Genomic DNA, 21,651 nt, shown 5'->3' with positions numbered 1-21,651 from the left:
TACTGCTGCCTGCTGAAGCTGAATCAGATTTCGCTGCGCCAGAACAACTCGTGTCGCCGCACAGCCTTACGGAAAAACTCGTTCTCGCCTTCGGCCGGCCAGCGCCGCCCGGCCAGCAGCCGCTGCAGGCTGCGCCGCAGACGGCGCTTGAACGGCAGCGCGGGCTGCAAATCATGCATCATGCCCAGTGCCATGGCCTTGTCGCGGCGTACGTCGGTCGGCAGCACCAGGCTATAGGGCACACGCGATTGCGCATCGAATACCGGCGGCAGGGTCACCCCGCTGTGCGCATCGCCCATCGGCCAGCGGTCGTTGTCATGCAGGTGATTGGCGTAGCCCAGCACCACCTCCGGCTGCCACTCCAGACCCTGCAAGGCTTCGCGCACGGCAGCTTGGGCGCAGATGTGATCAGGGTGCGGGTCGATGGCCGGATCCGGCATGACCAGCACCTGGGGGCGGGCGTTGAGAATCAGCGCGCGCAAGTCGGCCAGCAGGTTGTTCCAGCTGGGTACGCCATCATCGCCCGGCAATTCAAGGGTATTGAACTGGCGAAACAGCCGGGTATCGTCCAGCTGCGCTTCGCGGGACGCCACGGCTTGCTCGGGGGCAGCCTGCATGGCGGGCAATTGCAGGCAGAAATAACCCAGTTGCACACAGCGCTGCTCAGGCACACCGGCCCAGCGCGGCACCGCAATGCTGTCCCAGGCGCGCAGGCGACCTTTCAGACGCGCCGCTTCGGCCTTGTTCATGCCCATGGCCTGATAGTGTTCGGCTTCGATTTCACCGGCAGTCAGGGTCACGATCCAGGCTTCATCGGCCTGGCTATAAAGCCCGTAGGCGGCCAGTTCGGCGTCATCGGCATGCGGAGCGATGACCATGACCCGCTGGCGGCGCGGGTCGGCGGCGCGGAATGCCCACAGCTGCGGTGCCCCTTCCAGCCGACAGAAACGCCCGCGCAGTTGCAGCGCGCCCTCATTGAGCACATGCCCCAGCCCGGTCAGGTTCAGGTAACGAACACCGTTCACGCCGCGCTCGAAGGTTTGCACGTCGGTCTCGCCCAGGCCGCTGAGCAGCACCGCAGGATCGAAAAAGCGTCCCAGCCAGTGGCTGCGCACGCTCAACGCCAGAATCAGTGTCTCGTCACCCTGCAACGGATGGGGCCGTTCGAGCTGCAAACGGCCGTCGTCCAGCCGCACACCCGCAACCTGGTCGGCGTCGGCAAAGCGGTACTGATAGTCGTCGCCGGGGGCATAGAACAGATGGTCGGCGAACCAGGCCTCGTGGGCAACCCAGGCCAGCACGGCGAGCAGCGGCACCAGCCACCAGCCCAGCCACGCCCCGAGGGCGAGCAAGACCACCAGCCCGACCGACAGGGCGATACGCTTGTTGCGCCGGTGGCGCTTGAGTAACTGCTGTTTGCGGCTCACACCTGAAATACCGGCACAGGGTTGCACCAACGGTCCTTGTATTCGCGGTCGGCACGGCCGAACGAGAAGCGCAACGGTTTGTTCAAGGCCCGAGCACTTTCCCATGCGCTCTGGGTGTTGATGAAGCTGAGCACGCTGCCAGGGCTGAACGCCCTGGTCTCGGGGTCGACGCCACCATTGACATACTCGACGCTGACCCACTGCGGTGCTTCGACCCGGTAGATCAACTGGATGGCGATGGGTTTGCCCTCCAGAAACAATACCGACCCCATCAGCCATTCACGCAGCAACTCGACGACCTCAGCCATGCGCTCGGCCCCGGTGGCGGCAAAGCCCCAGCGACGCTGGAACAGATCGCAGTAGATCTGCGCCAGGGTCACGCTGTCGAACTCACTGACCGGGTGCACGGTGCCACCGGCTTCTTCCAGCAGACGCAACTCGCGGCGCTGGTTGTAGCGAAACTTCTTCGACAGGTCTTCAGGCTCACGGGCCATGGCCAGCGATTCAGCCTGCGGCTTGAGGGTGGTGATCTTGCCGTCGTTGAGGGCCGACAGATAACGCGCGCTGTGTCGTAACGCCACGCGGGCATCGTCGGCCAGCGGCAGGATCAACTCAGCGTTGCCCAGATCGAACAGGCCCTTCTTGCCCCGGCGCTTGAGCTCGGCTTTGTCCAGCGCCAGGCCGCGGCCCCAGGTCGCAATCGCGCCCTTGATCTCACCGCCCTGCTCCCAGGTCAGGTAGCGCACGGCAATCCCGGCCAGCGCCGACAGCCGTTCGACCACCTGTGGATGGGTCGCCACGCTGCCACCGCATTGCTGCCAGACTTGCTGGTAAGTGGCGGCATCACTTGCGGACCAACCGCGCTCGCGAAAGCCCTGAAACAGATTGAGCATCAAGACCCCGCAACCAGCCGGTTGACCTGCGGCAGACGCCAGAACACCTTGCGTACCGCATGATCGGAAAAACGCTCGCGCAGACGTACCAGCATCTGTTCGGCACACGCCTCGCGCTGGGCCGCATCAAGCTGCGACAGATGCACCAGAGCCTGGCCCAGATGCCCGGCATCGCCGAGCGGGAACAGCACACCGACACCTTCGACCACTTCCTTGGCCCCGCCACAATTGCTGGCCAGCACCGGCACGCCAGCGACCATGGCCTCCAGCAGCACCATGCCGAACGGCTCGTGGTCGGAACTCAGGGCAAACGCATCGAAGGCTTTGAAGTAACGGCGCGCCTCGGCCACCTGGCCAAGAAACAGCACGTGGCCTGCGATGTTCAGTTCCATCGCCAGATCCTTGAGCGGCTGCTCCAGACGGCCCTTGCCGAGAATCACCAACTGACTGTTGGCTGGCAGCTGTGGCAAGGCCTGGGCGAAACCTCGCAGCAAGGTCGCCTGATCCTTGTCCGGGTGCAGCCGGCCAACATTGCCGACCACCCAGGCGTCAGGCGCCAGTTTAAGCTCGCGGCGGGCGTCTTCGGCACTGAACTGACTGCCTTGCAGTTGTTCGACGTCAATGCGGTTGTAAAGGGTTTCGATGCGCTCGGCCGGCCACTTGGGCAGGCACTTGCGCATGTCATCGCGCACCGCATCGGAGACGCCGAGCAGGCTCAGGCGCTGGCGAAACAGGTTGGCGAACAAGCGGCGGCTGGCGCGCTGGTAGTCGCCAAAGGCATGGTGCACACCAATGACCGGCAGCCTTGTGGCCAGCAACGTGATGTAGACCGGCTTGAAACGGTGAGCGATACAGAACTCGAACGGCCTGGCTGCAGCGATTTTGCGCAATGCGGCAATGGCCCCCAGCTTCAGGCCACGGATGGCGCTGGAGCTGTACTCCATGAACAGCACCTCGTCAGAGCCACAGTCGGCGATCACGTCCGGATCATGCTCGCCGGTCAGAAATACCGTGGTAACCCGGTAGCCCTGGCCGGCAAACAGGCTGGCGTACTGCCGTGCGCAGTCCAGAAACGGCCCGTCATAGCCGTGGCAGAACTGCAGCACATGGCGCTCAGCCGATGCTGTCATAAGGCTTCGCACCGTCTTTGACGACCAGGATGTCTTCCATGATCAGGTATTGCAGGTCCGAGCCGAAGAACATGTTCAGGGCGTCGGTCGGCGAGCAGATCATTGGCTCGCCACGGCGGTTGAGCGAGGTATTCAGCGACACGCCGTTGCCGGTGAGGTTTTCCAGCGCCTTCATCATGTCGTAGTAGCGCGGGTTGTACTCGCGCTTGAGCACCTGGGCCCGCGAGGTGCCGTCTTCGTGGACGACTTCCGGCACGCGGGTCTTCCACTCTTCAGCCACTTCGAAGGTGAAGGTCATGAACGGCGCAGGATGGTCGATCTTGATCATCTGCGGGCCGACGGTGTCGAGCATCGACGGGCAGAAGGGTCTCCAGCGCTCGCGGAACTTGATCTGTTCGTTGATCCGGTTGGCCACGCCCGGCACGCTCGGGCAGCCGATGATCGAACGACCGCCCAGCGCGCGCGGCCCGAACTCCATGCGCCCCTGGAACCAGGCCACCGGGTTGCCATCGACCATGATCTGCGCAATGCGCTCGGGCATGTCGTCGATCTTGCGCCACTTGGGCTGGCTCGGGTGACGGGCACAGGCGGCAATCACGTCCTCGTTGCTGTAAGCAGGGCCGAGGTAGACGTGCTCCATCTTCTCGACCGGCACGCCACGGGCGTGGGAGACATAGGCCGCCGCACCGACAGCGGTGCCGGCATCGCCGGAAGCCGGCTGGACGAACAGTTCCTTGACCTCGGGACGGGCGATGATCTTCTGGTTGAGCTTGACGTTCAGCGCGCAGCCGCCAGCGAAGGCGATCTTGCCGGTTTGCTTGAGGATGTCACCCAGATAGTGGTCCATCATCTGCAAGGCGAGCTTTTCGAACAGGGCCTGCATGCTGGCGGCATAGTGGATGTAAGGCTCGTCGGCGACATCGCCTTCGCGCTTGGGACCCAGCCACTCGATCAGCTTGGGCGAGAAATAAAACCCCTTGCCGTTCTCTTTATAGCGACGCAGGCCGATGACGTTGGCCAGTTCGGTGTTGATCACCAACTCGCCGTTTTCAAAGGTTGCCAGACGCGAGAAGTCATATTTGCTGGCATCGCCGTAGGGCGCCATGCCCATGACCTTGAATTCGCCATCGAGCATCTCGAAGCCGAGGAACTCGGTGATTGCGCCATACAGGCCGCCCAGCGAGTCCGGGTCATAGAACTCCTTGATCTTGTGGATCTTGCCGTTCTCGCCGTAGCCGAAGAAGGTGGTGGCGTACTCGCCCTTGCCGTCGATGCCAAGGATCGCGGTCTTTTCCTTGAAACCCGAGCAATGGTAGGCACTGGCGGCGTGGGCCAGGTGATGCTCAACCGGCTCGATCTTGACCTTCTTCGGGTCAAACCCCAGTTGCTCCAGGCACCAGACGATCTTGTTGCGGTAGCGCTTGTAGCGGCGGTTGCCCATCAGCAGCGCGTCGAGGGCGCGGTCCGGGGCGTACCAGTAGCGCTTGGCGTAGTGCCAGCGTGCCTTGCCGAACAGGCTGATCGGCGCGAACGGAATCGCCACCACATCAACGTCGGAAGGCTTGATGCCGGCCTGTTCCAGGCAGAACTTCGCCGACTCGTAAGGCATGCGGTTCTTTGCGTGCTTGTCGCGGACGAAGCGCTCTTCTTCCGCTGCGGCGATCAGCTTGCCGTCGATATACAGGGCTGCGGAAGGGTCATGGCTAAGGGCGCCGGACAGGCCCAGGATCGTCAATGCCACTAGGGTCAAGCCTCTTTAGTCTGCATGCAGGCGTCGTGCGCCCGAGATAATGATGGGCCCCGGCACGGATGGCGAGGGGCAGCCAAAGCGCGGGATTATAGCCTATAGACCATCGGTTTGGCGTGAAGCTTGAGCACCCGGACCAATCACTGTGCAGTGCAATAACTATATAGCCCCCGCATGCCGTCGAATTGAGATTGATTGACCTGACGACTTGCCGGGCATGGTGCCCGGCTGCGTGCGGGTCACAGGTCCGCACGCGCTCGATAAAGGAACCCGCGCGTCATGACGCTACCAAGCATCCCCCCTATCACCCCGCAGAGCCTGGAGGCTCGGCTGATCGAGCAGGCCGCACGGCTCGATACACATCTGCAGGACCTGCCAGCCTTGCAGGTCGACGAACAACGCAGCAATCAGGCCATCGCCAGTCACCTGGAGCAAGCGCTCAAGCACTACTGGAACGCCAACGACATCACCGGCAGCCTGCGCTACCAGTCGTTTGCCCAGCTATTGCAGCAAAGCCTGCGCGACGAACTGCTGCTCAAGGTCCTCGATGGCGAGCTGGACCGTGACTACCAGCTCTGCCTGCCCTCGGCCAATCCCGACCACGTTGATGACAGCCTGGTCGTGCATGCCCTGTACCTCGGCCAGGAAGACCAACCCGGCCAGCCGGTGTATGGCGCCCTGCTGTTCAGCCGCGAACAAGGACCTTGCGTGCTGCATTTGCCCGGCTACGGTGCAGAAGGCTTCGACACGCTGGACGCATTGCGCACCCAACTGCTGCAGTGGCTCAACGACAGGGCACTGCGCAGCCTGTTGCTGCGCAACACGACCCAGCAGCATCAGGACCTGCTCCAGTTCATGCAGGCTGATACGGACCTGGAGGACGAACCCTACACGGCGGCACAGCTGATTTTCGCCCCGCTGGCCAGCGACCCCTTTCTTCACGCGATCAAGCAGCAGATAACCAAACAGCGCCGCGATGTCGCTTACGTCTGCGCCCAGGATGAGTGGCGCCAAAGTGACCCGGCGGCCTGGCACCTGGGGGTCCAGAGCGCGCTCAGCCTGCATGGCCTCATCGGCCCGACCGCCATGCTGCACCTGCGCGAAGCCGGGCAACAGTTGCGCGAACAGGCCAGCGCAGAACCCGAATGGCTACGCCATGCCAGCCCCCGGGAGCGCCAGGCTTACCTCGACAGTTTGATCGACTACGAGCAGGCACGTCTGCTGCTGCTCAGCCTGATGCAGGGTTGTTCCAGTGCCCGGGAGTTTGCCCGCAGCCGCATGGCAACCCGGCTGCAAAACGAGCTGGGCTACGATCTGGATCCGGACCAGGTACTGGTCACCAACCGCCGCCTCAGCCCGCTGGGCGGCGAACCCTATGAAGTCAGCCGCCCGTTGAGCGAGTTTGCCTTGCGCGGCCTGCACAGCAACGACCTGCTGGCCGACTCGGACTTGCACAGCGGCACGAGCCTGACCCTCGAAGGCCAATCACTGGCGGCAGCCTATCCGCTGCTGACCAGCCAATGGCTGGCCGAAGCGGTCGAGCAACTGGACTTGCGCGCACGCTTTGGCGAAGCGCAGCGGCATACCTATGGCAATGCTCAGGTCGTGTACATGATGGGCGAGGTCATCCGCTGCCAGATCATTGCCCAGGCCCTGAGCGCCCAGTATCAGGGCCATATCCAGGCCAGCGACGCAGAGCTGGCCGATCGACTGCAAGGCAAACCCGGCCCCGTCAACGTACGGGCTCAGCAATTGCAGTTCGGCGGCCAGTTGATGAGCGAGATGCTTGTGTTTCGCTTGCCTCAGGCAGATGGCGACGGCGAGCGCTTGCTGCTGTTCGCGCGCGGCATCGCAGGGCACCAGGCCTTGCAGGGCTTCGACAACGAACGCCAGTTGCTGCACGAACTGGTCAGTTGGAGCGCCTCGCCGCAGTTACGTCAGTACCTGCTCGAACAGACTCGTGGCGCCCAGCGCCCGCAGCTGGAAAAGCAACTGCTCGAGCTCAGCCAGAAGGCCCAGCCTGTGCCCGACCTGCTGGGTTTCGTCGAGCCTGTCAGCATCGACGATGCGCTGTATGCCATGGCCACCGCCCATGTGCGGGTCAGGATCGACAACCAACAACAGCACACCCCAGGCTGGTACCTGAGCGCCAGCGTCGAGCACCGCCGCGAGCTGCAAGGCCTGGAAGATGCCATCGAAGCGCTGGGCCGCGCCTATCGGCAGCACCCCCACACCCAGGCCCCCGACTACGAGCAGTTCGTCCGGCAACTGGCCAGCCGCAAGCTCAACGCTCTGCTGGGGCTGGCCGATGGCAGCGTGGACCCGGACCAGGTGATCATCACCTCGCCACGGGAAACCCTCAGTTACCGGCAGATGCTGCGCGACGGCTATGACGACAGCCTGGGCTTTTTCAATGCCGGCGCCGACACCCAGGCGACGTTCACTGGTCCGGACGGCATCGACCTGACGCCGCTGAGCCCGGAAAAGGTTGCAGGCTCGGTACGCGGTGCCTGGCCCAGCGATGCCTGGATTGCGCTGGTCAAGAGCACCCTCCTCAACCCGCAAAACGAAGGCTATGCCTACCGGCGCCGGCTCAGCCTGCTCATGACCCGCTTGCACATGCAACACGCCGCTTTGCTCGCCCTGCTCAAACAGCAGATCAGCGCCGCGCAGTACGCCTGGCTCCAGCAGTCAATCGCCATGATGGCGCACAGCGACGCGCCAAGCCGCCAGCGCTACCCGGTCTATCCACTGCAACTGAGGCTGGACAATCCGTTCATCGCCTCAGGTGTCCCGGCCCTGGGCGAAGTGCTGAATACCGCCAACCAACTGCTACCCACAGGCATTCCCATCTCCCGTCTGGAAACGGTGCAGGGTTGCTACATCCTCTGCCAGGAAGGTCTGAGCAGCCCGACCCAAGCGCTACTGTACACACCAGGAGCCCCGGACGGCCTGGAGTTCCGGACCCTGGCACGGTTCATCCCGACCCTGCACCACACCGGCATGAGCGATTACTACAAGGACCGCTGCCGGCTAGCAATCAATCGCACCCTGGCGTTCTACTTCATCGACCTCAAGCAACGCAGCGACAGCCTGCCGCCGGCGCTGCCAGACAAGCCCTACGACGACCTGCATGAAATCTGCTTCGACCGTGTGCTACTGCGCAAGCTGCGCGATGTCGAAGAGACCACTAGTGGACGCGGCGACATGATTGCCAAGATCGTGCTCAACGGCATCGAACTGGTCGCCGTGGCCCTGACCCTGCCGTTCCCGCCGGCCAGCTTTGCGGTAGGCGCGGTATTGGCACTGCGTGACAGCGTGCTGGCCCTGCAAGCCCTCAGCGAGGGTGATCAGGCCGCGGCCAGCTGGCATGTACTGGGCGCCTGGTTCAATACGTTCGGTGCACTGGGTGACGCCAGTGTCGGCCTCAAGGGCTTTGGCGCACTGCTGCACCAGTTCGCCAACCGGGGCCCGGGTAATCCGGCGATCGCCGCCCTGAAAAGCGCACCGACCCCGCTGTTGCATGCGCCACTGCGCCGTGCCCCAGGCCATGACCCGCAAAAACTCCTGGCCAGCGGCCACTTCAGCGAACAAGAGGTCGCCAGCCTGCTGCGCCCCCTGTCGAGCGAAACCCCGCTGGCAAAGGTCACCCCCGCCAGCAACCCCGCCTACGCCGTCAGTCAGTCACTGCAAGGCACAACCCCGGTTGCATCCGGCCACGCCAAAGGGGTCACACGAATTGACGGCAAGCACTACATCGCGCTCGATGGCCGGGTGTATGAGGTCCAGTACGACGCCCGCCTGCGCCTGTGGCAAATCATCGATCCCGGCAACCCCTGGGCCTTTTTTGGTAAACAGCCGGTCCGGCTCAACGACCACGGCCAGTGGCAAGTGCTTGACCGCCTGCAACTGCGTGGCGGCGGCAAACCTCGCTTTCAGGTCCTCGACAGCCAGCCGGCCAGCGCAGCGACACCCACCGATGTCAGCAGCGCCTACGAGCTGCCTGCCAAGTGGAAGAGACATGGTATCGCCATCGCCGATCGGGCCTGGGTGGCGCCTGACGATGTTGGCCTGCCATTGCCGGCCGACTTCTTTGCACCGCTGTTCAAGGAAGGACGCGAAGCCTACGCCGTGCTGCGCGAGACGCTGCGCAAGGATGCGGCACAGTTTTTTGAAAACATCACCCCCGCCGCGCGGCCCACACTGCCTGCGCTGGCTGACGATATCACCGCTGACGGGCTGCTCAAGGCGGTGTTCGAGCACAGTCAGGGCCTGGTCATCAACGAAACCCTGCAAACGGTCGCCAGTAAACGCCTGCTGATTGAAAACATGCCGCGCCTGGCCGAACAGAATGTCGAAATCATTTATATCGAACACCTGTTCACCGACATGCATCGCAGCAAGCTGCAGAAGTACCTGACGCTGGGTAACAAGACCAAAGCCGGCTCCTTTGAGCTCAAGTACCACTTCAATACCGTCAATCAGGGAAAACTGCTCAATGCCACCGCCGATAAATACGACTACTACCACCTGATCAAGATTGCCCACCAGCATGGCATTGAGGTCAGGCCCTTGAGCTCGACCGTCAGCTATAACTTCGCCGCCAGTACCGCCCCGGTACATTCACAAGACCCGGCAGCGCTGCAAAAGATGTCGCTGTTCTTCGCCTCACGCCTGATTGATGCCGACAAGACCCTTGCGCCAACTCGCCGCTGGGTGGTCTTGCTTGACGAGAAGCGGGCCAATACCTACCGGCAGGTGCCGGGTATCAGCGAGCTGCACGGTGCGATCAGCATCAGGGTCCGGGATGTACCGCGCGGCCAGCCAACGCGCATCACTCGCGACAGCGCCCCGCAAACCGGCGAAAGCCTGAGCAACAGCGATTTTCTGCTTGAGATGCCCAACGCCAGACGTCGGCCGCCGCTCTCGCCGCCACCTTCGACTTCAAGCAGCGATACCCTGCTGCCTGAACCCAGCAGCCTGGACTGGTCGCTGTCCGAATTACTGCAACCGCCGCTCGCCAGCAGTTCGCAAACCTCGACCCGTGCCTCACGCCGTGTGGTCAATCCGGGTGAGCAAGGCTTCCAACTGGACGCGGCCAGGCAGTGGCAGCAGGTGCAAGCCCCGGACTGGCCAACAGCCATCGAGCCAACTGCGCTACAACGCTCGCTGGCCGATCCTTTGTATCAAATACCCGAGCAGCATCTGGAGACAGTCCATCAACTGGCGTTCTTCGAACACCGAGGCCTGAACATTTACTACAGCCTGCCCGACGAGAACCTGACAACGGCCAGATCGCTGTTCTTCAAAAAACGCGCTCAGTTGCAACGCGATGCCCGCCAGGCGCAGCTTGACCACCCGTTACCGGCACGCCCGAAGCTACCCCAGGTCACGGCACTAGACTCGCCTGCCGAGCTGCTTGACCGTCTCTATGCCCAGAACCAGGGCGTGGTGGTAACCGGCTCGGCGTCCTCGATTGGCAGCAAGCAGTTCATCATTGACAACCTGCCCAATCTGGTCGAGCGCCAGGTCAAGACCCTGTACCTTGAGCACCTGCAGCTCGACATGCATCAGCTGGATCTGGACCTGTTTGTCGAAAAAGGCCTGATGAGCAAACGGCTGCTGCACTACCTCAAGCACCTCGACAAGCAGTACCTCACAGACCCTGCCGGCCTTTACAACTTCGAGCAACTGGTGCTCAAGGCCAGAGAGCACGGTATTGAAGTGCGTGCGCTGGACTGCGTGACCAGCTATTACCTGCACAATATGCAGGGACTCGGCGCAACGACTCGCGAGCAGATGTTCAATTACTTCGCCATGCGCACGATTCGCCGCCATCAGGACGTCATGGGCCGGCACAAGTGGCTGGCGCTGGTCGGCGACAGCCATGCCAGCAGCTTCGACAACGTGCCGGGGCTGGCGGAACTGGAGCCGAGCATCAGCCTGCGGGTGTTTGACATGCCGCCAGGCGAGACTTTCGGACCAGCCAGCGACCCCGGTCATCTGGTCACAACCGAGCATGGCGGGCGCAAAACCTTTGTGCGCAACGACTACGCCCTGGGCCTGCCCAGCCGTAACGCGATGCCCAGAACCCTCGCCGAGATTAGCCAGCCCGCACCGATCGAGGTCCGACTGTTCAGCCCCGGGCTATTTCTGATCGAAGACATCAGCGGCCCGCAGCCGGTCATTGTCCACCGCTCACGGGCCAACCGCATCGAGCGCACCGCGGTGCAGCGCAACGCCCAGGGCAAGCTGTACGTAGACCGTGAAAGCTGGGGCGGTACCCACCTGCGGCCGTTCGATGACTTCGCGGCACTGCTGCTGGCCCTGCGCAGGATGAATATGCGTCAGGTGAGCTGAGGCATCACTGCGGGGTTGTCGGCAGGCGCTGCGCCAGCATCTGGTGCAGCGCACTGCCTGCTGGCCAGTTGCGCAACAACCGCGCCCGGTCGCGGGCGTAGGCTGCGGCAAAGCTGCTGAGTGAGCGGTGTTGGCAGACCGCATCCAGGTCGATCAAGGCCCACTGCCCCTGGTGCCAGAACAGGTTATGGCCCTTGAGATCGCCGTGGCTGATGCGCTCGCGCAGCAGTTGCGCGATCAGGCTGTCCAGGGCCTGTAACTCATTTTCAGGCACGGCGGCGGTGGCTACATAGGGCGCCCATTTTTCGATGAGGTCCGGCCCCTCAAGAAACTCGGTAATCAGATAAGCCTTGCTGCGCAGGCCCAGCACGCGCTGCTCGCGCACCGCCAGCGGTCTGGGCGTGGCAATGCCGAGAAATGCCAGGCGGTGGCCTTCGCGCCAGGAGTGCCAGGCGCGGCTCGGGCGCCAGAAGCGCTTGAGCCAGTGGCTGAAGTTCTTGATGTTGTAGCGTTTGATCACCAGCGCACGGCCCGCCACGTCAACCCGCGCCACGCTGGCGGCGCCACCGGTCTTGTACATATGCCCGGCTTGCAGCAGTTCATCGGCGCGATCGAGCAGCGGCTGTATGGCTTGAACCTCTTCGCGGCGAATCGCCTGGAAGCCCGAGGCCGAGTCTTCAACGCTGAACAGGCTGCAGTCACGACAGGTCTTGGCCAGAAAGTCCTTGAGGCGCCATTGGCGAACCTGGTCGATCTGCTTCTGCAAGGCTTCCAGTGGCAGGGCATGCTCACCATTGGCAAGCAGGTAGTACACCAGTAACTCTTCCGTAAAGGGTTCGAAACGCTTGGGCAACTGGGCAAAGAACACCCCGAGATTTTCCAGCACCTTTTGCCGCGACAAAGGCTGGCCGGCCTGTTCGGCCTTGATGCCGGCACCGTCGATCCAGTACAGCTGGCCGTTGTGACGCAGCAGGTTGTCCAGATGCAGATCGTCCTGCCAAAGGCCCTTGAGGTGCAGCCCGGCAATCGCGCCCAGTGCCTCGGCCAGTACCACTTGCTGCTCGTCGGCCAATGCCGGCAGGTGCTCGACCTGCTGCCAGGCATCGCCCAGGCTCGGCGCTTGCTCCAGAAACTCGAACAGCAGCCAGCCACCCTCGCCTTCCTGCAGCCCGTCCGCCAGCAACAGCGGGGTGGTCACGCCTTGCGCGGCCAAGGCGCGCACGCCGTCCAGTTCACGCTGAAAATGCCGGGCGGCCTTGCTGCCGACCAGCAGTTTGGCCAGCACCGGCCGCCCCCGCCATACCCCGGCACCGACATAACGCTGGCCCGGCAAGACTCGCAACAGGCTCAGCAGTTGCAACTCAGCGGGCCCGGCAGCGTCCGCCAGGGTCAGGTTCAGGGGCAACTGCGGGGCACGTCCCGCGTGAGTGAGTTCGGCAAGGCGCATCAACAGTTCTCTCTCAATGGTCGCGACGTTGCTTGTGCTGGCCGCGTCGGCCCAGCCGTTGCAGCCAGGCATCAACCGGCGGGCTGTCGGTGGCGGCCTGCAAATAGGCGGCGAGCAATTGACGCCGGTCGGCTTCTGACCACATCGGTGCACGACGAAATAGCGGTTCGAGGTCTTTGGTCAGGTCACGCTGGCCAAAGATCGATGGCCGGGTCTTTTCCAGGTCGATCAACTGTGCAGCGTACCCTTCACCCTGGGCCTGCACAAAAATGTGCTTGGGGTAAAAGCAGCCGTGGATCTGGCGGGCGCCGTGCAGGGTGCGGGCCAGTTGTCCACAGGCGTGCAGAATCGCGCGCCGTGCGTTGTCCGGGATTTCGCCCCAGCGCTGCAACAAGGCATCCAGGTCGCTCCAGCCATCCAGCGCCCGGGTCATCAGAATCGCCCGGCGCTCGCCGTTGACCTTCTGCTCACCATAGAACACCGCCTGCAAAGCCGGGATCCCCAGCTTCTGATAGCGGCTGATGTTGCGAAACTCCCGCGAAAACGACGGCTCGCCAAACGGGTGATGCAGGGTGTGGGTCAGGTAATTGCTCTGGCGCTTGAGGTAGAAGCCCTGGCCTTCGAGGTCCAGGCGATAGACGCTGCTCCAGCCGCCCCGGCCGGTATTGGGTTCGTCGACCGCCTCCAGGTCCAGATTCCACAACGACTGGAAATCGACCAGGCCGTGGCGGGCCAGCAGTGCCTGTTCGGCACTGGCAATGAACAGACTCATTCGCGGCCCTCGAAAAAACTGACGATATGCCGGATGCGCTTCTTGTCGGAGGCATTCAGGTGCGAGCGCTGCCGGTATTGCAGGTAAAAGCGCAACCGCTGGGTGGCCGAGAGCTGGTACTTGCCGACCTTGTCCAGGCACGCCAGATCCTTGATGATCCGGTAGCGCAGCAGAAACCCCCACCAGAACGCACCATTGGGACAGTCGATCAGGAACAGCCGATCCTGATCATCGACCAGCAGATTGCGCCATTTCAGATCGTTATGGGTGAAGTGCTGGTCATGCAGGATGCGCGTGTAACGCGCCAACTGCTGACTGATCCGCTCGACCCAGGCCGGATCGCTCAGCCGTGGGTCCTTGCGTTGGGCCATCACCCACAGGTCTTCGGTGTTGGGCAATTCGCGGGTAATCAGTGCGCCGCGATCATAGGCCATGCCATTACGCTCCAGCCCCCAGGCCACCACATCGGCGGTGGGAATGCCCCACTTGGCGAAACGCTTGAGGTTTTGCCACTCGGACTTGACCCTTGGCCGGCCCAGATAGCGGCGCAGGCCTTTGCCGGCGCCGGAGTAGCGCTTGACGTAATACTGCACGCCAGCACGCTCGACGCGGATCACCTCTGAGAGTGGGTCACGGGTCAGTTGCTCGCCTTGCAAGGCAAACACCGCCTCCAGCGAGCCGAAATCCTCCTGCAGCGCCGCGTACTCGGGCGCCAGTGTCCAGCCCGCCATCAGAGTGCATCTCCGTAACGCTGCTTGCGTTCATAGAGCTTGTCGGCTTTTTTCTCAAGCTTGCCCAACAGCACCGCCTCATGGCTGAGGATCTGGCGCAGTGGCTGGCGGAAATAGCCTTTGAGAAAGCGCAGTTTGTCGCGCTTGCTCAGGCCGATGTCCAGCGCCGAGAAATACAGCGCGGCCAGGTCCTTGTTGCGCCAGCGCGGGGTAATTGCCCGGCGGGTCTGGGCCCGGTGCAGGTCGATTACCGACAGTTTGAAGTCATCGGCGCTCACCGGCTTGTCGGTATGCAGCAGGAAGTGGCAAATATAGCAATCGCGGTGGTTGACCCCAGCCCGGTGCATGGTGCCGACCAGTCGCGCCACTTCGGCAATCAGGGCCCGTTTGAGACGCGGCTCGGGCGGCGTAGTACGCCAATCGAGGCTGAAATCTTCCAGGCTGACGGTCGGCGCCAGCTCTTCGGTGATGATGAACGAATGCTGGGCCGCCGGGTTGCTGCCGCGCTCGCCATAGGCCACAGCGGTCATGGTCGGTACGCCGGCCTCATGCAGACGTGCGACCGCCTTGAACTCCTGGCCGGCGCCGAGCACCGGCAGTTTGGCACTGAACAGGTTCTTGGCCACTTCGCCCCAGCCGATACCGCGGTGGATCTTGACGAAATAACCCCGTCCTGCGACCTCGGTGCGCAGCGTACTGCGCCCTTCAAGCTCGCGATACACCTGACCTTGCAACCGCTCGACCTCGGCAAAGGCATCACGCCCGGCCCACAGGCTCTTGAACGGCTCTGCGAGGAACAACTTCATTGATCATGCTCCGCCAGAATCACATCCGCCGCGTGCTGCGGCATGCTGTACAGGTCTGCCGTGTCGGCAAAGGCCAGGCCATTGCGTCCCCACTGCGCCCGTGCAGCGTCGTCTTCGAGCATGTTTACCAGATAGCGGTTGAACTGCGCCTGTTCGAATGGCTCATCGAGAACCAGACCACAGTCGGCCTCAGCGATGTAGTGGGCGTAACCGCATACCGCGCTGACCAACACCGGCAAGCCGGCGACCAGCGCTTCGAGCAGCACCGTCCCGGTGTTTTCGTTATATGCCGGGTGGATCAGCAGGTCGGCACCGAGCAGAAAGCGCGGGATGTCGCTGCGGCCTTTCAGGAAGCTCACCTGCTCGCTCAGCCCCAGCGCCTTGCTCTGCAACTGGAAGACCTTGGGGTCGTCCTGACCGATGACGAACAGCCGGGTGCGCTTGCGCAACTCGGCGGGCAACGCGGCCAGCGCCTTGAGACTGCGGTCCACGCCCTTGGTCTTGAACCCCGACCCGATCTGCACCAGCAGCCGGTCGTGGTCGCCCAGACCGAACTCCTTACGGAAATCCGCACGCACCTGCGGCGCATCCGCCGGCGCCCGGCGGTCCTGGGAAATACCCGGTGGCAGCAGATGAAAGCGCGCCAGCGGAGTGTTGTAATGCTTGATGAACAGCGGTTGCTGGACCTCGGAAATCATCAGCACCTGAGTCTTGGCCTGGGGGGCGAACACCGCCCGCTCGTACTCGGCAAAGTGCCGGTAGCGGCCCCACTTGCGGTACAGCGAGTGACGCAACGTCTGAGCCTTGTCTTCGAAGCAGCCATCGGCGGCGTAATACACGTCCAGCCCCGGCATCTTGTTGAAGCCGATCAGCCGGTCCACCGGACGTTTGGCCAGGTCAGCTTCCATCCAGGCACTGAGCTTTTCGTTACGCCGATGATTGAACAGCGCTTTGACCGGCGCCACCAGCACTTCAAAACCGGGCGGAATCTCACCTTCCCAGATCAGGGTGTAGACCCGAATCCGGTGACCGCGCTGCTGACACTCCAGGGCAATACGCATGAAGTCGCGCTGCAGGCCACCAAACGGAAAATATTTGTAGAGTACGAAAGCCAGTTGCATCAGCCAGGTTCCTTTGCCAGCAACAGCGCGCCCAACTGGCTCGCTACCCGCTCGGGATTCAGGCGAGTGAAGCACAGCGGCCACTCGCGTTTGAGGTCGAACCGCAACTGCTCGTCGGGGCTCGGTGTATAGGTACATTTCTTTTGCAGGCACGGCGCACAGGCCGGCCAGTCGCTGGCCAGATGCACCTGCGACTTGCCGTAGGCGCCGGTCAGGCCCGGATTGGTCGGCCCGAACAGCGATACGGTCGGCACATCCAACGCGGCAGCCAGGTGGCCGATGCCGGTATCGACCGCCACGCACGCCTCGGCGCCGGCCAGCACCCGGGCCACACCGGCCAGGTTCAATTTGGGCAATACGGCGGCATTGTCCAGCCCCTCGGCAATCCGCTCGGCGCGGGCCTTTTCGGCCGGGTTGCCCCACGGCAGCCGCACCTGCAGGCCACGGGCGGCCATCTGTTCGGCCAGTTGCCGCCAATACAGCTCAGGCCAGTGCTTGGTCGCCCAGGTGGTGCCATGCAGGAACAGCACATAGGGCGCATCCAGGCTGTCGCTCAGTGACTCCAGGCGCTTGAGACCATAATCGCCCAGCCCTGACGGCAACGGGTAACCCAGCGCCTGGGCAAACAACTGACGCAGGCGCTCCACCGCATGCTGCCCGCGCGCCACCGGGTAACGCCGGTCGCGGTCGTAGAAACGGCTGGCCAGCGGCTCGCGGGCCGACTCACGGTCCAGGCCAGCCACTGGCGCATTGACGTAGCGAGTCAACCAGGCACTCTTGAACAGCCCCTGGGCGTCGATCACCACGTCGTAGCGGGTGTCGCGCAAGCGCCGTTTGAACGCAGCCCACTCACCGCTCTTCCAGGTCTGCCAGAGGTTTTTGCGCCAGCGCCGGATCGCCACCGGAATCACCGTGTCGACCGCCGGGTGCCAGCTCGGGATCTCGGCAAAGCCTTCTTCGACCACCCAGTCGAAACGCACGCCCGGCAGCGCCCTGGCCGCATCGGTCAAGGCCGGCAGCGCATGTATCACGTCGCCCAGCGACGAGGTCTTGATCAGCAACACCCGCAAGGTCAGAGCACCTCTACCGGGGTAGCGTCCAGCCCGCTACCCAGGCGGCCCAGCGCCTGGATCACCTGACCCGGGTCGAGCAGGCGCAGGCAATTGTAGTGGCCGAAGCGGCAGGTACGGTCGAAGCAAGGCGAGCACTCCAGGCCCAGCCGCACGACCTCTACTTCATCAGCCAGTGGCGGCGTGAAACCCGGCGAGGTCGAGCCGTAGACCGCCACCAGCGGGCGGTTCAGGGCGGCGGCCACATGCATCAGCCCCGAGTCGTTGGACACCACCGAACGGGCGCACGACAGCAGGTCGATGGCTTCGGCCAGAGAGGTTTCGCCACACAGGTTGGTGACTTCTTCGCGCAGTCCGGGAATCAGTTCCTGGCGAATGCTTTCGCCCACCGGGTGGTCTTTTTTCGAGCCGAACAGCCAGACCTGCCAGCCCTGTCGAATCAGCGCATCAGCCACTTTGGCGTAGTGCTCGGACGGCCAGCGCTTGGCCTCACCGAACTCGGCACCCGGGCACAGGGCCAGCACCGGTTGCTCAAGGCTAAGGCCGAAGCGTGCCAGCGCGGCCTGGCGGGTGGCCGGGTCAATGCTCAGTTGCGGGCGCGGATAAGGCTGCGGCAACGCCGCGCCGTTGTCATAAGCCAGGGCCATGAAGCGCTCGATCATCAGCGGGTAGCGCTGTTTGTCGAGTTTGCGCACGTCATTGAGCAAGCCGTAACGGAACTCGCCGCGCCAGCCGGTGCGCGTGGGGATGCCGGCAAAGAACGGCACCAGTGCCGACTTCAGCGAGTTGGGCAGCAAGATCGCCTGATCGTACTGGCCGGCCAGGGATTTGCCGATGCGCCGCCGGGTCGCCAGCTCCAGGGCGCCGTGGCCCAGAGGAAAGCTCAGCGCCGCACGGACTTCGGGCATGCGTTCCAGGATCGGCCGGCTCCATTCGGGTGCCAGCACGTCGATTGCGCACTCAGGATGCCGCTGCTTCAGACACTGGAACAGCGTTTGCGCCATCACCATGTCACCGACCCAGCTAGGTCCAACGATCAGAATGTTCATGCTCAATCCAAAAACGACCAGGGAGGCAGGTCAGGTTGCGTGACCCTTTCACACAACCTGACGCCTCCCCGTCCTTAGCCTTATTGGCTGGCCATGCCAGCCGTCAATTCAATCCCAGCGCCGCCCAGATACGCCGCACTTCGCGCCGTTGCTCCGGGAACTGGTCACCTGCGACAACGCCGGCCTGCTTTTGCAGGGCCTGGCGGTGCGCCGCCGAACGATAGGCCTTGTAGGCTTCGCGCAGCAGGCTGGCATCGGCACCCGGCAGCAAACCGGCCTCTTCCAGACCTTCAAGGATGCGGATGTTATCGGTGTAACGCAGCAGTTGCGGGTAGTCCCGCGACCACGCCAGGGCCGCGTATTGCACCATAAATTCGATATCGACGATACCACCGGCGTCCTGCTTGAGGTCGAACGGCACAACGGCGTCAAAGGCATTGGCGGCGGTGCCCGCTGCGCTGGCCTTGCTGCCCAGGTTATCGCGCATCTTGGCGCGCATTTCGCTGACTTCGACGCGCAACTGGGCCAGGTCACGCTCACGCCCCAGAACCCCGGCGCGCACCTGCTCGAAAGACGCCTGGACGTCCGGGCTGCCAATCAGCACCCGGGCGCGTACCAGTGCCTGATGCTCCCAGGTCCAGGCTTCGTTTTCCTGATAACGGGCAAATGCACCGACCGAACTGACCAGCAGCCCGGACGCGCCGGATGGCCGCAGGCGCATGTCCACTTCATATAACTGGCCGGAGTTGGTCTGGGTGGTCAGCAGATGAATGATCCGCTGGCCCAGCCGGGTGAAGAACTGCGCACCATCAATCGGCTTGGCGCCGTCAGTCTCACTCTGCGGGTCGCCATCGTGGATAAACACCAGGTCCAGGTCAGAACCGTGCCCCAGCTCGATCCCGCCGACCTTGCCATAGCCAACGATAACGAAAGCCGGATCGCACAGACTGCCGTCCGGGCGCTTCGGCGTGCCGTGGCGCGCCACGGTATGGCGCCAGGCCAGGGCCAAAACCTGCTGCAGGATCGCCTCGGCCAGCCAGGTCAGGTAATCGCTGACCTTCATCAACGGCAGGCTGCCGCTGATCTCCGACGCTGCCACGCGCAGCCCGTGGGCCAGCTTGAAGTGGCGCAGCGCCTCCATTTGTTGCTCCAGATCATCCTCCGGGATGCGGATCAGGCGCTCATGCAGTTCGGCATTGAGTTCCGGTGCCTGCGGCGGGCTGAACAGCCGACCTTCATTAAGAAGCTCATCGAGCAGCAGCGGGAAGCGGGTGATCTGTTCGGCAATCCACGGGCTGGCCGCACACAACGTCAGCAACCGGCGCAGGGCATCGGGGTTTTCGGTGAGCAGCACCAGATAGGCCGAACGCCGGGCCACGGCTTCGACCAGCGGCAACACCCGCTCCAGCACCAGGTCTGGATTGTCGTGCTCCACCGCCTGAGCCAGCAGGCGCGGGATAAAGGCATCCAGCCGCTCCCGACCGATACGCTGGATAGCGCGCAACTGCGGACCGGAGCGCAGGTTGCTCAGGGATTTGAGCGCCTTGCCTGCATCGGCAAAGCCACCTTCCTGCAACTGCCGGCACGAGGCCTCTTCGTCCTGGATCTGCTCCCACAACGGCAACCACTCGCCGCCCACCACCAGCTCACCCTGCTCTTGATCGTCATCGCCATCAGGGTCGGCGATCACCTGGCGGAAGTGCCAGGACACCCGGCCGCGCCAGTGCATCAGGCGCTCATGAAAACCGGCCCAGTCGGCAAAGCCGAGCATGAAGGCAATCCGCGCCTGATCCAGTTCGTTGTCTGGCAGCATCTGGGTCTGGCGGTCGGCAATGGCCTGGATCGCGTGTTCGGTGTAGCGCAGAAATTCATAGCCTTCGCGAAGTTCCTCGACTACCGGCGTCGGCAGATAGCCCTGGCCTTCAAGGGTCTTGAGGACTTTGAGCAACGACCTTTGTTGCAGGCTCAGGTCACGGCCACCGTGAATCAACTGAAAGGCCTGGGCAATGAACTCCACTTCGCGGATGCCGCCGGCGCCCAGCTTGATGTTCTCAGCCATGCCTTTGCGGCGCACCTCCTGCTGGATCAGTTGCTTCATGGTGCGCAGCGCTTCAATGGCCGAAAAGTCCAGGTAGCGCCGATAGACGAACGGTCGCAGCATGTCCTGCAACTGCGCACCGGCCGCCTGATCGCCGCCCACCACGCGAGCCTTGATCATCGCGTAACGCTCCCAATCACGGCCCTGGTCCTGATAGTACTGCTCCATGGCATTGAAGCTGAGCACCAGCGCCCCGGACGAACCGTAAGGCCGCAGGCGCATGTCGACGCGAAATACAAAGCCATCGACGGTCACCGGGTCCAGCGCCTTGATCAACCGCTGGCCCAGACGAATGAAGAACTCCTGGTTATCCAGCGGGCGTTTGACGCCAACGGTTTCGCCACCTTCAGGGTAGGCAAAAATCAGGTCGATATCCGATGAGAGGTTCAGCTCAAGCGCGCCGAGCTTGCCCATGCCGAGGATCACCATCTGCTGCGCCTGGCCGCTGCGCCGCCCGGTGGGCACACCGAACTGCTGGCAATGGCGCTGGTACAACCATTGATAGGCCAGATCGATGCAGGCATCGGCCATCTCGGACAGGTCGCGGCAGGTTTGCACCAGATCAGCCTGACGGGTCAGATCGCGCCAGATGATGCGCACCTGATGGCGGTTGCGCTGGCGGCGCAGAATCCGGCCCAAGTCGTCTTCGCTGGCGGCGGCCTTCACCGCCTCTGCCAGTTGCTCGCGCAACTGCCCAGGAGCAAAGGCTCGTTCCAGGTCGCCACTGGCAGCCAGGTCCACAAGCATCTGCGGATCACGGCCCACTTGTTCGGTGACAAAATCACTGGCGGCGCAGACCCGCTCGAAGGCGGCCTGGCGCTGCTGTGGCCAGCCCGCAAAAGCGGCCTGTGTCGCCTCTGGCAAACAATCCAGCGCTGCCAGGAAAGTCTGGCGGGCTTGTGTAGCGGATGACAGCAGCGGGGCCGAAATTTCAGTCAGCGAAGGCAAGCTCATGGTCTATCCTTGATCGGCGTGTTACGGGCGATGTGCCATAGATGTA

13 protein-coding genes are annotated in these 21,651 nt (G+C 63.2%); 1 reads left to right on the top strand and 12 read right to left on the bottom strand.

What is annotated here, in order from left to right:
* Positions 1-23: 23 nt before the first annotated feature.
* The 4 genes from PSCI_RS11710 to PSCI_RS11695 are packed head-to-tail and all read right to left on the bottom strand — an operon-like array spanning position 24 to position 5,191.
* The gene (locus PSCI_RS11710) at positions 24-1,427 is read right to left on the bottom strand and encodes a PIG-L family deacetylase (RefSeq protein WP_045486732.1); all 1,404 of its coding nucleotides are present in this window, start codon (positions 1,425-1,427) and stop codon (positions 24-26) included.
* Positions 1,424-2,320: a GNAT family N-acetyltransferase gene (locus PSCI_RS11705; protein ID WP_045486729.1), complete on the bottom strand. Its 897-nt coding sequence runs from the start codon at positions 2,318-2,320 to the stop codon at positions 1,424-1,426. The genes PSCI_RS11710 and PSCI_RS11705 overlap by 4 nt, the downstream gene beginning before the upstream one ends.
* A complete protein-coding gene (locus PSCI_RS11700) occupies positions 2,320-3,450 on the bottom strand; it encodes a glycosyltransferase (protein WP_045486727.1) in 1,131 nt (376 codons plus the stop codon). Before PSCI_RS11700 ends, PSCI_RS11705 begins: the two co-directional genes overlap by 1 nt.
* Positions 3,434-5,191, bottom strand: a complete 1,758-nt coding sequence (locus PSCI_RS11695; protein WP_045486724.1) for a carbamoyltransferase family protein — start codon at positions 5,189-5,191, stop codon at positions 3,434-3,436. Before PSCI_RS11695 ends, PSCI_RS11700 begins: the two co-directional genes overlap by 17 nt.
* Before the next feature lie 285 nt (positions 5,192-5,476).
* On the opposite strand from PSCI_RS11695, the gene PSCI_RS11690 reads away from it, so the two are divergent.
* Complete coding sequence (locus PSCI_RS11690; RefSeq protein ID WP_052483387.1) at positions 5,477-11,557, top strand: membrane-targeted effector domain-containing toxin; 6,081 nt, start codon at positions 5,477-5,479, stop codon at positions 11,555-11,557.
* 4 nt (positions 11,558-11,561) lie between these two features.
* On the opposite strand, the gene PSCI_RS11685 is transcribed toward PSCI_RS11690, so the two are convergent.
* The 8 genes from PSCI_RS11685 to glnE form a co-directional block, all read right to left on the bottom strand.
* On the bottom strand, positions 11,562-13,004 hold the full coding sequence (locus PSCI_RS11685) for a lipopolysaccharide kinase InaA family protein (protein WP_045494155.1): 1,443 nt from the start codon (positions 13,002-13,004) through the stop codon (positions 11,562-11,564).
* Between the two features lie 13 nt (positions 13,005-13,017).
* Complete coding sequence (locus PSCI_RS11680; RefSeq protein ID WP_045486721.1) at positions 13,018-13,776, bottom strand: lipopolysaccharide kinase InaA family protein; 759 nt, start codon at positions 13,774-13,776, stop codon at positions 13,018-13,020.
* A complete protein-coding gene (locus PSCI_RS11675) occupies positions 13,773-14,507 on the bottom strand; it encodes a lipopolysaccharide kinase InaA family protein (RefSeq protein WP_045486717.1) in 735 nt (244 codons plus the stop codon). Before PSCI_RS11675 ends, PSCI_RS11680 begins: the two co-directional genes overlap by 4 nt.
* On the bottom strand, positions 14,507-15,313 hold the full coding sequence (gene rfaP / locus PSCI_RS11670; protein WP_045486714.1) for a lipopolysaccharide core heptose(I) kinase RfaP: 807 nt from the start codon (positions 15,311-15,313) through the stop codon (positions 14,507-14,509). The genes PSCI_RS11675 and rfaP overlap by 1 nt, the downstream gene beginning before the upstream one ends.
* Entirely contained in the window at positions 15,310-16,434 is a 1,125-nt protein-coding gene (locus PSCI_RS11665; protein WP_045486712.1) for a glycosyltransferase family 4 protein, read from the bottom strand. Before PSCI_RS11665 ends, rfaP begins: the two co-directional genes overlap by 4 nt.
* Positions 16,434-17,504 carry a lipopolysaccharide heptosyltransferase I gene (gene waaC / locus PSCI_RS11660; RefSeq protein ID WP_045486709.1) on the bottom strand — a complete coding sequence of 357 codons (1,071 nt, stop codon included), beginning with the start codon at positions 17,502-17,504 and terminating at the stop codon, positions 16,434-16,436. The genes PSCI_RS11665 and waaC overlap by 1 nt, the downstream gene beginning before the upstream one ends.
* A 2-nt stretch (positions 17,505-17,506) precedes the next feature.
* On the bottom strand, positions 17,507-18,553 hold the full coding sequence (waaF, locus tag PSCI_RS11655) for a lipopolysaccharide heptosyltransferase II (RefSeq protein ID WP_045486706.1): 1,047 nt from the start codon (positions 18,551-18,553) through the stop codon (positions 17,507-17,509).
* Positions 18,554-18,656: 103 nt separating this feature from the next.
* A complete protein-coding gene (glnE, locus tag PSCI_RS11650; protein ID WP_045486703.1) occupies positions 18,657-21,605 on the bottom strand; it encodes a bifunctional [glutamate--ammonia ligase]-adenylyl-L-tyrosine phosphorylase/[glutamate--ammonia-ligase] adenylyltransferase in 2,949 nt (982 codons plus the stop codon).
* Between the last annotated feature and the right edge of the window lie 46 nt (positions 21,606-21,651).

The organism is Pseudomonas sp. StFLB209 (genome assembly GCF_000829415.1).
GTDB lineage: Bacteria > Pseudomonadota > Gammaproteobacteria > Pseudomonadales > Pseudomonadaceae > Aquipseudomonas.
This window is presented reverse-complemented; position numbering and strand designations above follow the sequence as displayed.

Coding starts and splice junctions, on each gene's coding strand:
- PSCI_RS11705 (WP_045486729.1), bottom strand. CDS start 2,320: ATGCTCAATCTGTTTCAGGGCTTTCGCGAGCGCGGTTGGTCCGCAAGT.
- PSCI_RS11700 (WP_045486727.1), bottom strand. CDS start 3,450: ATGACAGCATCGGCTGAGCGCCATGTGCTGCAGTTCTGCCACGGCTAT.
- PSCI_RS11690 (WP_052483387.1), top strand. CDS start 5,477: ATGACGCTACCAAGCATCCCCCCTATCACCCCGCAGAGCCTGGAGGCT.
- PSCI_RS11685 (WP_045494155.1), bottom strand. CDS start 13,004: ATGCGCCTTGCCGAACTCACTCACGCGGGACGTGCCCCGCAGTTGCCC.
- PSCI_RS11680 (WP_045486721.1), bottom strand. CDS start 13,776: ATGAGTCTGTTCATTGCCAGTGCCGAACAGGCACTGCTGGCCCGCCAC.
- PSCI_RS11675 (WP_045486717.1), bottom strand. CDS start 14,507: ATGGCGGGCTGGACACTGGCGCCCGAGTACGCGGCGCTGCAGGAGGAT.
- rfaP (WP_045486714.1), bottom strand. CDS start 15,313: ATGAAGTTGTTCCTCGCAGAGCCGTTCAAGAGCCTGTGGGCCGGGCGT.
- PSCI_RS11665 (WP_045486712.1), bottom strand. CDS start 16,434: ATGCAACTGGCTTTCGTACTCTACAAATATTTTCCGTTTGGTGGCCTG.
- waaF (WP_045486706.1), bottom strand. CDS start 18,553: ATGAACATTCTGATCGTTGGACCTAGCTGGGTCGGTGACATGGTGATG.
- glnE (WP_045486703.1), bottom strand. CDS start 21,605: ATGAGCTTGCCTTCGCTGACTGAAATTTCGGCCCCGCTGCTGTCATCC.